Source organism: Streptomyces sp. NPDC030165 (assembly GCF_055573595.1).
Map to the genome: position 1 here is coordinate 439,091 of NZ_JBVIBD010000005.1, position 13,406 is coordinate 452,496.

The 13,406-nt window shown below is 71.6% G+C and carries 9 protein-coding genes; 8 read left to right on the top strand and 1 reads right to left on the bottom strand.

The annotated features are described in order from the left end of the window. Nucleotides 1–90: 90 nt before the first annotated feature. From ACZ4Z1_RS12930 to gatB, 7 genes are all read left to right on the top strand, one after another. Entirely contained in the window at nt 91–1,053 is a 963-nt protein-coding gene (locus tag ACZ4Z1_RS12930) for a methionine synthase (RefSeq protein ID WP_468486681.1), read from the top strand. A 31-nt stretch (nt 1,054–1,084) separates the two neighbouring features. Continuing rightward, the gene (gene ligA, locus ACZ4Z1_RS12935; RefSeq protein WP_468486615.1) at nt 1,085–3,301 is read left to right on the top strand and encodes an NAD-dependent DNA ligase LigA; all 2,217 of its coding nucleotides are present in this window, start codon (nt 1,085–1,087) and stop codon (nt 3,299–3,301) included. Between the two features lie 156 nt (nt 3,302–3,457). After that, nucleotides 3,458–5,575, top strand: coding sequence for a putative bifunctional diguanylate cyclase/phosphodiesterase (locus ACZ4Z1_RS12940; RefSeq protein ID WP_468486616.1), 2,118 nt, complete (start codon nt 3,458–3,460; stop codon nt 5,573–5,575). A gap of 435 nt (nt 5,576–6,010) precedes the next feature. Continuing rightward, nucleotides 6,011–6,307, top strand: coding sequence for an Asp-tRNA(Asn)/Glu-tRNA(Gln) amidotransferase subunit GatC (gatC, locus tag ACZ4Z1_RS12945; protein ID WP_003984986.1), 297 nt, complete (start codon nt 6,011–6,013; stop codon nt 6,305–6,307). 5 nt (nt 6,308–6,312) lie between these two features. Then, nucleotides 6,313–7,806, top strand: coding sequence for an Asp-tRNA(Asn)/Glu-tRNA(Gln) amidotransferase subunit GatA (gatA, locus tag ACZ4Z1_RS12950; protein WP_468486617.1), 1,494 nt, complete (start codon nt 6,313–6,315; stop codon nt 7,804–7,806). Beyond that, on the top strand, nt 7,803–8,045 hold the full coding sequence (locus ACZ4Z1_RS12955) for a hypothetical protein (protein ID WP_468486618.1): 243 nt from the start codon (nt 7,803–7,805) through the stop codon (nt 8,043–8,045). Before gatA ends, ACZ4Z1_RS12955 begins: the two co-directional genes overlap by 4 nt. A 24-nt stretch (nt 8,046–8,069) precedes the next feature. Then, nucleotides 8,070–9,578: an Asp-tRNA(Asn)/Glu-tRNA(Gln) amidotransferase subunit GatB gene (gene gatB, locus ACZ4Z1_RS12960; protein ID WP_468486619.1), complete on the top strand. Its 1,509-nt coding sequence runs from the start codon at nt 8,070–8,072 to the stop codon at nt 9,576–9,578. 71 nt (nt 9,579–9,649) lie between these two features. On the opposite strand, the gene ACZ4Z1_RS12965 is transcribed toward gatB, so the two are convergent. Then, on the bottom strand, nt 9,650–11,395 hold the full coding sequence (locus ACZ4Z1_RS12965; protein WP_468486620.1) for a chitinase: 1,746 nt from the start codon (nt 11,393–11,395) through the stop codon (nt 9,650–9,652). Nucleotides 11,396–11,740: 345 nt separating this feature from the next. Between ACZ4Z1_RS12965 and ACZ4Z1_RS12970 the strand changes: the two genes are divergently transcribed. Beyond that, the gene (locus ACZ4Z1_RS12970) at nt 11,741–13,402 is read left to right on the top strand and encodes an FAD-binding oxidoreductase (RefSeq protein WP_468486621.1); all 1,662 of its coding nucleotides are present in this window, start codon (nt 11,741–11,743) and stop codon (nt 13,400–13,402) included. The last annotated feature ends 4 nt before the right edge of the window (nt 13,403–13,406 follow it).

Sequence of the window (13,406 nt, forward strand, 5' to 3'; positions counted from 1 at the left end):
CCGGAGGCCGCATACCCTCGGAACGTGACCGAGAACAACACTCCCACCCGCCTCGCCGGCGCCGCCGGCACCGCCACCGGCGTCGGTTCGATGCCCGGAGGCGACGCCCGCGAGGCCGCCCGGACCGTGACCGGCTCGCTGGAGACCTTGCCGTACCTGCCGGAGCTGCCCGCCCGAGGGCCCGGCGCGGACATGATCGGCCGTACCGCCGGGCTCCTCGTCGAGGTGTACGCGCACGTGGAGCCGAGCGGCTGGCGGATCAGTGACCGGCCGGGCCGGGACACCCGGCGCGCCCGTTCCTGGATGGGTGAGGACCTGGACGCACTGGAGGAGTTCACCCAGGGCCACGAGGGGGACCTGAAGGTCTCGGCGGTCGGCCCGTGGACGCTGGCCGCCGCGCTGGAGCTGCGCAACGGCGAGGCGGCCCTCAGCGACCCGGGGGCCTGCCGGGACCTGACGGCGTCGCTGGCCGAGGGCCTGCGCGCGCACCTCGCCGACCTACGGCGGCGGGTGCCGGGCGCGCGTCCGGTCCTCCAGCTGGACGAGCCGTCGCTGACCGCCGTCCTCCAGGGGCGGGTCAAGTCCGCGAGCGGCTACCGCACGCACCGCGCCGTGGACCGGGCCGTCGTCGAGGGCGCGCTGCGCGACCTGGTCGCCGTCGCCGGGGAAGCGGGCGCGCCGGTGGTCGTCCACTCCTGCGCCCCCGAGGTTCCCTTCGCCCTGCTGCGCCGCGCCGGTGTGACCGGTATTTCGTTCGACTTCGGACTGCTCACCGAGCGTGAGGAGGAGGCGGTCGGGGAGGCGGTCGAGGGCGGTACGACGCTGCTGGCGGGCGTGGTGCCGGGCGTGGACGGCCCATTGTCAGACCCTGCCGGTAGCGTCATGGGTGTCAGGACGCTGTGGCGCAGGCTGGGGCTGGCGCCGGGGACTCTCGCGGAGTCCGTGGTGGTCACCCCGTCGTGCGGGCTGGCGGGCGCTTCGCCCGCATATGCCCGTTCGGTGCTCGCCCACTGCGTCCGGGCCGCGAGATCGCTCGCAGACAACCCTGAGTGACGGCACTCAAGGACCACGGGAGGACGTAACGGTGGCCGGCGAACAGCACACGGCGGGGCACGCGGTGCCCGCGAAGGCGCGGGAAGAGCACGACCGTCTGGCCGAGCAGATCGAGGAGCACCGCTTCCGCTATTACGTGAAGGACGCCCCCGTCGTCAGCGACGCGGAGTTCGACAAGCTGCTGCGGTCCCTGGAGGCGCTGGAGGAGGAGTATCCGGAGCTGCGGACGCCGGATTCGCCGACGCAGAAGGTCGCCGGGCAGTACGAGACCGAGTTCACCGAGGTCGCGCACCGCGAGCGGATGCTCTCGCTGGACAACGCCTTCGACGACGAGGAGCTGGCGGCGTGGGCCGAGCGGCTGGCGGCGGAGCTGGGCGGTGACCCGAAGAGCGCGGGCTACCACTTCCTGTGCGAGCTGAAGGTCGACGGCCTGGCGGTCAACCTGACGTACGAGAACGGCCGGCTGACCCGCGCCGCGACCCGTGGCGACGGCCGTACGGGCGAGGACATCACGCCCAACGTCCGCACGATCACCGAGATCCCGGAGCGCCTGAAGGGCGACCGCGTCCCGGAGCTGGTGGAGGTGCGCGGTGAGGTGTACTTCCCGATGGAGAAGTTCCTGGAGCTGAACGAGCGGCTGGTGGCCGACGGCAAGCCGCCGTTCGCCAATCCGCGCAACGCCGCCGCCGGTTCGCTGCGCCAGAAGGACCCCAAGGTCACGGCGACCCGCCCGCTGCACATGGTCGTGCACGGCATCGGCGCCCGCGAGGGCTTCGACATCGACTGCCAGTCGCACGCGTACGGCCTGCTGCGCGAGTGGGGCCTGCCGACCTCCGACCACAACGAGGTCGTCGACTCCCTGGAGGCCGTGCGCGATTTCATCAAGCGCTACGGCGACCCGGAGACCCGGCGCACGGCCGTCGCCCACGAGATCGACGGCACGGTGGTCAAGCTGGACGAGATCGCCCTCCAGGGCCGGCTCGGCGCCACCTCGCGCGCCCCGCGCTGGGCGATCGCCTGGAAGTACCCGCCGGAGGAGGTCAACACCAAGCTGGTGGACATCCGTGTCGGCGTCGGCCGTACGGGCCGCGTCACGCCGTACGCGGTCGTCGAGCCGGTCACGGTGGCCGGCTCCGAGGTTGAGTTCGCCACGCTGCACAACCAGGACGTGGTCAAGGCCAAGGGCGTCTACATCGGCGACACGGTCGTGCTGCGCAAGGCGGGCGATGTGATCCCGGAGATCCTGGGGCCGGTGGTGGACCTGCGGGACGGCAGCGAGCGGGAGTTCGTGATGCCTGCCGAGTGCCCCGAGTGCGGTACGGCGCTGCAGCCCGCCAAGGAGGGCGACGTCGATCTGCGCTGCCCCAACGCCCGCTCCTGCCCCGCCCAGATCCGCGAGCGGCTGTTCTACCTGGCCGGCCGCAAGTCGCTGGACATCGAGAACTTCGGCTATGTGGCGGCCACGGCGCTCAGCCAGCCTCTGGAGCCCGCCGAGCCGCCGCTGAAGGACGAGGGTGACCTCTTCAGCCTGTCCATCGAGCAGCTGCTGCCCATCAAGTCCTACGTCCTGGACCCGGACAGCGGCCTGCCCAAGCGCGACCCGAAGACCGGCGAGGAGAAGGTCGTCACGTTCTTCGCCAACCAGAAGGGTGAGCCGAAGAAGAACGCCCTGGCGATGCTGGAGAACATCCAGGCGGCCAAGGAGCGTCCGCTGGCGCGGATCCTGACGGGCCTGTCGATCCGTCATGTGGGTCCGGTGGCGGCGCAGGCGCTGGCGATGGAGTTCCGTTCCCTGGACCGGATCAGGGAGGCGAGCGAGGAGGAGCTGGCCGCCGTGGAGGGCGTCGGCGCGACCATCGCGGCCTCGCTTAAGCAGTGGTTCGCCGAGGACTGGCACCGCGAGATCGTGGAGAAGTGGCGGGCCGCCGGGGTCCGGATGGAGGAGGAATCCTCAGGAGACGAAGGCCCGCGTCCACTTGAAGGCGTCACCGTCGTTGTAACGGGCACACTTCAGTCACACACCAGAGATGGCGCGAAAGAAGCCCTGCAGCGTCTCGGAGCGAAGGTGACCGGTTCCGTTTCGAAGAAGACCGGTTTCGTGGTGGTGGGAGACAATCCTGGTTCGAAGTACGACAAGGCCATGCAGTTGAAGGTGCCTGTGCTAGACGATGACGGCTTCGCGGTGCTGCTGGAGCAGGGTCCCGATGAAGCACGAGCGGTAGCTGTCACTCCGCCTGAGGGCGAGTGAGAAGTCACCTCATCGGCGCATAGCAGATGGTTCCGGATGGCCGGGTCGCATTCGGGCAACCGCTGCCGATCGCTGCCCGCGGCGGCCTTCTGCGGCCTACTGTTGAGGTGTGCGCCTGCCGTGGCGCGGGCACAGCCGGCTGTGAGAGGTATCGGAATGAAACCGACCGACAGCGCCGCTCCGGCGTCGCGGCTCCGCCGGCTCGTCGTGCCCGCGCTGCCCGCGGCCGTCGTGCTGATGGCGGGCACCGCGCTCGCGGCAGGGGTGATCCGGACGCTCGGCGCCGGCCGGGCCCTGTTCCCGGAGGGCGCCGTCGGCTGGGCCCTGGCCATCCTGACCGGCGTCATCGTGGGCCATCTGGTCGCGCTCGGCCGCGACCGCTGGTGGGGCGGCACGGGCTCGGGCGCGGCCCTGGCCCTCGCCGTCCTGCTGCTGTACGGCTGGGTGCCCGCCGTCCTGGTGAGCGTGGCCGTCGTGCTGCTGGTCGGCGCCGCGCGCCGGCACCGCTGGCGACAGGCCCTGCTGCACGGCGCGGTGGACATCCTCGGGATCGGCGCCGCGGCGCTGGGCCTCGCCGCCTTCCACGTCGTACCGACCATCGAACACCCGTGGCAGCCCGCGGCCTGGGACCTGTCCGTGCTGCCCGACATACTGGTCGCGGCCGCCGCCTACCTGGTCGTCACCCGCGCCCTGCTGTGGTTCACGATGGCCTCGCGCAGCGGCAGCCTGCCCACCATCGCCCGGACGGCCCTGGCCCGGCAGGCCCTGGTGGGCGTGGCGCTGCTGGGCATCTCGCCGCTGATCGTGGTGGCCGCCGTGCACGCGCCGTTCCTGCTGCCGATGTTCGCCGTGCCGCTGATCGCACTGGACTCCACCCTGTGGATCGCCCGCGCCCGCGCCGAGGAGCAGCTGCGCGACCCGCTCACCGGCCTGCCCAACCGCCAGTGGCTGCTGGAGCGCACATGGACCGCGCTGGACGACGCCGAGCGCATCGGCGCCCGCTCCGCCCTGGTCCTGATCGACCTGGACCGCTTCCGTTCGGTCAACGACACCCTCGGGCACCTCGCGGGCGACCGGCTGCTGCTCCAGATAGCCGACCGGCTGCGGCACGCGCTGCCGCGCGGCGCCGAGGTCGCCCGGCTCGGCGGTGACGAGTTCGCCGTCCTGCTGCCCACCGCCGACTCCCTGACCAGCGCCCAGCGGGTGGCCCGCAACCTGGTCGCGGCTCTCGGCTCGCCCCTCGACCTGGACGGCCTGACCCTCGTACTGGAGGCCAGCGCGGGTGTCGCGGTCTTCCCTGACCACGCCCTGGACGCCGAGGGCCTGCTGCGCCGGGCGGACGTCGCCATGTACCAGGCCAAGCGGGACCGCAGCGGCGTCGAGGTGTACGAGGCCAAACGGGACGGCAACACTCCCGACCGGCTGGGCCTGTTGGGTGACCTGCGCCGCGCGCTGGACGCCGGCGACGTGGAGCTGCACTACCAGCCCAAGGTCGGTTTCGACGGGCATGTGGCCGGGCTGGAGGCACTGGTCCGGTGGGTCCATCCGGAGCGCGGCAGGGTCCCTCCGGACGAGTTCATCGCCATCGCCGAGTCGTCCGGGCTGATGCCGCGCCTGACGGAGTACGTCCTGGAGACCGCGCTCGCCCAGGTGGCCCGGTGGCGCGCGTCCGGCCTGGAGGTGCCGGTCGCGGTCAACGTCTCACCGCGCGACGTGCACACCCCCGGCTTCGCCGGTGCGGTGGCCGCGCGGCTGGCCCGTCATCAGGTGCCGCCGGGCTCACTCCAGTTGGAGATAACGGAACACGTCCTGCTGGAGGACCCGCAGCGGGCTGCCGACACGCTGGCCGGGCTGACCGGACACGGCGTCAAGATGTCCCTCGACGACTTCGGCACCGGCTATTCGTCCCTCGTCCACCTGCGCCGTCTGCCGGTCAGCGAGCTGAAGATCGACCGCTCCTTCGTCGCCCGGCTGGCGATCGACAACGAGGACGCCGAGATCGTCCGCTGCACGCTGGACCTGGCCCACTCGCTGGGCCTGCTCGTCGTCGCCGAGGGCGTCGAGGACGACGAGACCTGGGAGCGGCTGCGCGATCTGGGGTGCGATGCCGTACAGGGCTGGCTGGTCGCCGCCGCGATGCCGCCGGACGAGACCACGGCCTGGCTGCGGGCCCGCGGCGAGCGCGGCTGGCAGCGTGAGGCGGAGCGCCCGGCCGCCGAGCCCCAGCACGAGCGCGCCACGGCGGTCGAGGAAGCCGACCAGCGCGTCACCTGACCGGGCCCGGCCACCGGTCTCGGCCCGGCCACCGGCCTCCCCGGCCGTCCGCCGGTCCGCTGCCCCGGCCCGCCGCCCGGGACCCGGCCACGCCCCGGCCGCCCCGGCACCCCGGGCGGCCCGCCCTCGCCGTACGCACCCGAAGCCCGCCGCCGTACGCCGCCCGGCCCCGCGCCACGCGGTCCGCCCCGCACCCGTACGACTCGCCCGCACCCGTACCGCCGGTCCCCGCACCCGTACCGCTGCCCCCCCTGCACCCGCACCACCTGCACCACCCGCCCCACACCGCACCCGGCAGCCGATCACCGCGCCCACCCGCGCCCCGGAAAGCCCCCATGGCGAGGCCCTCCGGGAATGCGTTTCGAACCCCTATCGGCTACGCAATAGGATTGGCCCGGACAACACAGCCAAGACACTCACCCTGAGGATCGCTGCATGCCTGGCATCACGCGCGAGGAGGTTGCCCACCTCGCCCGGCTGGCGCGCTTGGAGCTGAAGGACGAAGAGCTCGATCACTTCGCCGGACAGCTCGACGACATCATCGGCGCGGTCGCCCGCGTCTCCGAGGTCGCCGACCAAGACGTACCGCCGACCTCCCACCCGCTGCCCCTGACCAATGTCATGCGGCCGGACGTGGTCCGTCCGTCGCTGACGCCCGAGCAGGCGCTGTCCGGCGCCCCGGCCCAGGAGCAGCAGCGTTTCAAGGTGCCGCAGATCCTGGGGGAGGAGTGACCGACATGGCAGACCTGATCAAGCTCACCGCCGCCGAGACCGCGGCGAAGATCGCCGCCGGCGAGGTCACGGCCGTCGAGGTCACCGAGGCGCACCTGGCCCGTATCGAGGCCGTCGACGAGAAGGTGCACGCCTTCCTGCACGTGGACCGCGAGGGCGCGCTCGCCCAGGCCCGCGCCGTGGACGCCAAGCGGGAGCGCGGCGAGAAGCTGGGACCGCTGGCCGGCGTACCGCTCGCCCTGAAGGACATCTTCACCACGGAGGGCATTCCCACCACCGCCGGTTCGAAGATCCTCGAAGGCTGGATCCCGCCGTACGACGCGACGCTGACCAAGCGGCTCAAGGCCGCCGACGTGGTCATCCTCGGCAAGACCAACATGGACGAGTTCGCCATGGGGTCCTCCACCGAGAACAGCGCCTACGGCCCGACCGGCAACCCCTGGGACCTCACCCGCATCCCCGGCGGCTCCGGCGGCGGCTCCTCCGCCGCGCTCGCCGCCTACGAGGCCCCGCTCGCCATCGGCACGGACACCGGCGGCTCCATCCGCCAGCCCGCCGCCGTCACCGGCACGGTCGGCGTCAAGCCCACCTACGGCGCGGTCTCCCGCTACGGCATGGTGGCCTTCTCCTCGTCCCTCGACCAGGGCGGTCCCTGCGCCCGTACGGTCCTGGACGCGGCCCTGCTGCACGAGGCCATCGCCGGCCACGACGAGCTGGACTCGACCTCCATCGACGCGCCGGTCCCGCCGGTCGTCGAGGCGGCCCGCAACGGTGACGTCAAGGGCATGCGCGTCGGCGTCGTCAAGGAGTTCTCCGGCGAGGGCTACCAGGCCGGCGTCATGCAGCGCTTCAACGAGTCCGTGGAGCTGCTGCGCGAGCTGGGCGCGGAGATCGTGGAGATCTCCTGCCCGTCCTTCGACAAGGCGCTCGCCGCGTACTACCTGATCGCGCCCTCCGAGTGCTCCTCGAACCTGGCCCGCTTCGACGCCATGCGCTACGGCCTGCGGGTCGGCGACGACGGCACCCGGTCGGCCGAGGACGTCACGGCCCTGACCCGCGAGGCCGGCTTCGGCCCCGAGGTCAAGCGCCGCGTGATGCTCGGCACGTACGCGCTCAGCTCCGGCTACTACGACGCGTACTACGGCTCCGCGCAGAAGGTGCGCACCCTGATCACCCGGGACTTCGAGAAGGCCTTCGAGCAGGTCGACGTGCTGATCTCGCCGACCACGCCCACCACGGCCTTCCCGATCGGCGAGCGCGCCGACGACCCGATGGCGATGTACCTCGCCGACCTGTGCACGATCCCGACGAACCTGGCAGGCAACGCGGCCATGTCGCTGCCCTGCGGCCTGGCCCCCGAGGACGGGCTGCCGGTGGGGCTGCAGATCATCGCTCCTGCCATGGCCGACGACCGGCTCTACAAGGTCGGTGCCGCGGTCGAGGCCGCGTTCACCGCCCGTTGGGGGCACCCGCTGCTTGAGGAGGCACCGTCCCTGTGAGTGGAAAGCTTGCGAAGGCCAAGGGCTTCAAGAAGTCCAAGGCCGGTACGTATCTGTCCATCGGCACCACGCTGTTCGGTGCGGTGAGCGTCGTCAAGCAGGCGAAGGCGGCCAAGGGCGAGCAGGACAAGCTCCAGCTCCTCGATGCCGTCGTCTCCGCCGCCGCCATCGCCACCGGAGTCGCGCTGCTGATCCGCGATCTGCGTCGTCTCGGCGACGACGATGTGCTCGCGGGCTGAGCGGGACTGAGAGGTTAGTTTTCCGTGACCGTCACTGAACTGGTGTCGTACGAGGACGCGCTGGCAACTTACGACCCTGTGATGGGTCTTGAGGTGCACGTCGAACTCGGCACCAAGACCAAGATGTTCTGCGGGTGCTCGACCGCCCTGGGCGCCGACGCCAACTCGCAGACCTGCCCCACCTGCCTGGGGATGCCCGGCTCGCTCCCGGTCGTCAACGCGGTCGGCGTCGAGTCCGCGATCAAGATCGGCCTGGCGCTGAACTGCTCGATCGCCGAGTGGTGCCGTTTCGCCCGGAAGAACTACTTCTATCCGGACATGCCGAAGAACTTCCAGACGTCGCAGTACGACGAGCCCATCGCCTTCGACGGGTACCTGGACGTCCAGCTGGAGGACGGCGAGGTCTTCCGCGTGGAGATCGAGCGCGCCCACATGGAGGAGGACACCGGCAAGTCGACGCACGTCGGCGGCGCCACGGGCCGTATCCACGGCGCGTCCCACTCCCTGCTGGACTACAACCGCGCCGGCATCCCGCTCATCGAGATCGTCACCAAGCCCATCCAGGGCGCGGGCGAGCGGGCCCCCGAGGTCGCCAAGGCGTACGTCGCCGAGCTGCGCGAGCTGATCAAGGCGCTGGGTGTGTCCGAGGCCCGTATGGAGATGGGCCAGATGCGCTGCGACGTGAACCTGTCGCTGCGCCCGAAGGGCACCGAGAAGTTCGGCACCCGCTCGGAGACGAAGAACGTCAACTCGCTGCGCAGCGTCGAGCGGGCCGCCCGCTTCGAGATCCAGCGGCACGCGGCCGTGCTGTCCTCGGGCGGCACGATCATCCAGGAGACCCGTCACTTCCACGAGGAGGACGGCTCCACCACCCCCGGCCGGGTCAAGGAGGAGGCCGAGGACTACCGGTACTTCCCGGAGCCCGACCTCGTCCCGGTGGCCCCGTCCCGCGAGTGGGTCGAGGAACTGCGCAAGGGCCTGCCCGAGCTGCCGCGCGTACGCCGTAACCGGCTGCGCGAGGAGTGGGGCGTCTCCGAGCACGACATGCAGTCGATCCTCAACGCCGGCGCCGTGGACCTGATCGTCGCCACCACCGAGGCCGGCGCGGACTCCGCCGCCGCCCGCAAGTGGTGGATGGGCGAGCTGGCCCGCCGCGCCAACGAGGACGGCGTCGACCTCGCCGCCCTGCCCATCACCCCGGAGCAGGTCGCGCGGGTCGCGGCGCTGGTCGCCGAGGGCTCCCTCAACGACAAGCTGGCCCGCCAGACCATCGAGGGCGTCCTCGCGGGCGAGGGCGACCCGGACACCGTCGTCGACAAGCGCGGCCTGAAGGTCGTCTCGGACGAGGGCGCGCTGGGCAAGGCCGTGGACGAGGCGATCGAGTCCAACGCCGCCATCGCCGACAAGATCCGCGGCGGCAAGGTGGCCGCGGCCGGCGCGCTGGTCGGCGCGGTCATGAAGGCCACGCGCGGCCAGGCCGACGCGGCCCGCGTCCGCGAGCTGATCCTGGAGAAGCTGGGCGTCGAGGGCTGACACCCGGTTCCGGTACGCGAGGGGCGGCACACCACCGGTGTGCCGCCCTTTCGTGTACTGCCGGTGAACCGTTACGGCAGGTTGTGCACGTGCGGTCCCACCGAGTTCGACCAGGCGTTGCCGGTCGCGGCGTCCCAGTTGGTGGACCAGGTCATGGCGCCGCGCAGGGACGGATAGGTCCTGGCGGGCTTGAAGGAGCCGCAGCCGGTGCCCTTGGTGAGGCAGTCCAGCGCGCTGTTGACGACGCTGGGGGAGACGTAGCCACCGCCGGCGGCCCGGGTCGAGGCCGGAACGCCGATCCCCACCTGGGAGGGGTCGAGGCCGCCTTCGAGCTGGATGCAGGCCAGGGCGGTGAGGAAGTCGACCGTGCCCTGCGAGTAGACCTTGCCGTCGCAGCCGAGCATTGAACCGCTGTTGTAGTACTGCATGTTGACGACGGTGAGGATGTCCTTGATGTTCAGCGCGGTCTTGAAGTAGCCGCCCTGGGTGGACTGCATGTCGATGGTCTGCGGGGCCATGGTGATGACCAGCTTGCTGCCTGCCTTCTGGGACAGCGAGCGCAGGGCCTGCGACATATAGGTCGGGTTGATGCCGTTTTCGAGGTCGATGTCGACCCCGTTGAAGCCGTATTCCTGCATCAGCGCATAGGCACTGTTGGCGAAATTGTCCGCCGAGGCGGAGTCGTTGACGGAGATGGTGCCTTTCTCGCCGCCGACGGACAGGATGACGTTCCTGCCGGCCGCCTGCTTGGCCTTGATGTCGGCTTTGAACTGCGCGACCGTATAGCCGCCCAGGCCTGCCGAGTCGAGGTTGAAGGTGATCGCGCCGGGCGTGGTGGTGGCGTCGGCGAAGGAGACCGCGATGATGTCGTACTGGTCCGGCACGTCGCTGATCTTCTGTACGGTCGCGCCGTTGTCGAAGTTCTGCCAGTAACCGGTGACGGCGTGCTTGGGTATTGCGGGGCCGTCGCCGCCGCCCGGGGACGTGGTGGCGGTGACAGCGGCGGACTTGGCCGACTCGCCGGCCGCGTTGACCGCGGTGACCTGGAAGCGGTACGCGGTGGCGGGGCTCAGGCCGGTCACGGTGGCCGACGTGCCGCTGACCGCCTGGACCTTGGTGCCGTCGCGGTAGACGTGGTAGCCGGTGGCGTAGGTGGCCGGGTTCCAGGACAGCGCGACCGAGGACGCGGTGACCGCGCCGGTGGTCAGGCCGGCGGGCGCGTCGGGGACCGGGTCGCCCGGGTCGCCGTTGCCCCCGCCGTCCGGCCCGAAGACGCTGATGTCGTCGGCGAAGTAGGCGGACTGCCCGTACCAGCCGTGGGTGTAGACGGTGACGGAGGTGGTGGAGGGACCGGTGGTGAAGGTGGTCTTCAGCTGCTGCCAGGTGGTGGCGCCGGGCGTCCAGGTGGATACGTCGGTGGTGCCGGTGCCGCTCGCGCCGAGGTAGACGTACGAGCCCTGGACGTACGCACTGAGCGTGTACGCGGAACTGGGCTTGACCGCCACGGTCTGGGAGCACTTGGCCTGGTCGGAGCCGGACGGGGTGGCCTTCAGGGCCGAGCTGCCGCCGTGCACGGGCGAGGACACGGTGGAGCCGGCGGCCGACGAGCAGGTCCAGCCGGAGAGTCCCGACTCGAAGCCGGGGTTCTTGGCGTTGTTGACGTCGGCTGCGGCCCGGGCGGCGGTGTGGGGAGCCGCCGAGGCGCCTGCCTGGGTGCCGGTCACGGCCAGAGCGGCCGCGGCCAGCCCGGTGAAGGCGGTGGTGAGCCACCGTCTGTGCCGGGAGCGGGGGGTGCGGGACATGAGGGGGTGCGGCATGGCTGTCTCCAAGTCATGAGCCCGGAAGGGCCGTCCGCCGGGCCCGGAGGCGGGGCGGGCGTTGCGCACAAAATGGTCCAGACCAATGCGGTTGTCAAGACTTCGTGAAGACTTCCGCCGGTGTTCGGCGCCGTCGCCCTGGGGGCGAGAACCGTTCTCCGGGATGATGCGCGCCGCCCGCGCGCCCTCCTGAGGTAGGGGTGGCGACGAGCGGCGTACATCGTCCTCCCTACGGAGCAGGTGGTCACCGTGGACGATGATCCGGCGCCCGCCGGGCCCGAAGGTGGAGAGGTGCAGCAGCACCGAACACCGTCACCACCATCACAGTTACAGGAGCCGACGACCATGGCTGAAGTGAAGCGCCGGAGCCTGCTCGCGGGAGCGGCGGCGCTGGGGGGAACGGCCGCCGCACTGGCGGCGCCGGGCGTCGCGGCCGCGGCCGCCGCACCGGGCGCGACCGTCACACCGGACCCGGCGGCCGCGGCCGGCCGGCCGCCCGCCACCGGCCTGGTCACCCTGGGCCCCGACGACCCGCGCTACGCCTCCCTGACCCGGCGCGGCGCCAACGGCCGCTTCGTGGGCAAGCCCGACCACGTACACGTCGTGAGCACCACCGGACAGGTCGTCGCCGCCGTACAGCGGGCCGTACGGGACGGCAAGCGCATCGCCGTACGCAGCGGCGGCCACTGCTTCGAGAACTTCGTCGACGACCCGTCCGTCACCGCCCTCATCGACACCTCCCCCATGCGCGCGGTCTCCTACGACGCCGCCCGGCGGGCGTTCGCCGTCGAGCCCGGCGCCCTGCTCGGCGAGGTCTACCGCGCGCTGTTCCTCGGCTGGGGCGTGACCATCCCGGCGGGCGCCACCGCCGAGGTCGGGGTCGGCGGACACGTACTCGGAGGCGGATACGGCACGCTCTCGCGGCGGTACGGCCTGTCTGTGGACCACCTGCACGCCGTCGAGGTCGTCGTCGTGGACCGCTCCGGCACCGCCCGCAGCGTGGTGGCCACCCGCGACCCCGAAGACCCGAACCACGACCTGTGGTGGGCGCACACCGGCGGCGGGGGCGGCAACTTCGGCATCGTCACCCGCTACTGGTTCCGCGACCCGCACGCCGAGGGCGACGACCCCGCCCGGCTCCTGCCCGAGGCCCCGGCGCAGATGCTCAGCTTCGCCGCCACCTGGGACTGGAAGAACCTGGACGAGCGCGCCTTCAGCCGCCTGGTGCGCAACCACGGCGCCTGGTACGAGCACAACAGCGGCCCGGACTCCGCGTACGCCGACCTGTTCAGCGTCTTCATGCTCAACGCCCGCAACAGCGGCACCATCCTCCTGGTGGGACAGATGGACGCCACCACACCCGACGCCGAGCGGCGGATGCGGGCCTACGTGGACGCCGTCGGGCGCGGCGCCGGCGCCCGGCCCAGACTCGACCACGCCGTGCGGCCCTGGCTGGAGGCGGTGGCCCTCGTCCAGGAGAGCGAACCGGCCCCGTTCAAGGTCAAATCCGCCTACCTCCGCAAGCGCTGCACCGACCGGCAGATCGCCGCGGTCCACCGGCACCTGGCGGGCCCGGCGGGCAGCAAGGACGCGGTCCCCGAGGGCGCCAACGGCTCGCTGTGGCTGGTCTCGTACGGCGGAAAGGTCAACACCGTCGCACCGGACGCGACGGCGGTCGCCCAGCGGGACTCGATTCTCAAGGCGGTCTACTTGACCGGCTGGGAGGGGGAGGAGGCGGCCGGGGCGAAGCCCCTGGCGTGGCTGCGGGACTTCTACCGCGACGTGTACGCGGACACCGGCGGCGTACCCGTCCCGAACGCCGTCAGCGACGGCTCGTTCATCAACTACCCGGACCGGGACCTCGCCGACCCGAAGCTGAACACCTCCGGTGTCCCCTGGCACACGCTCTACTACAAGGACCACTACCCGCGCCTCCAGCGGATCAAGGCGCGCTGGGACCCGCGGGACGAGTTCCGCCACGACCTGTCCATCCGTCCGCCGCGGTGACGTG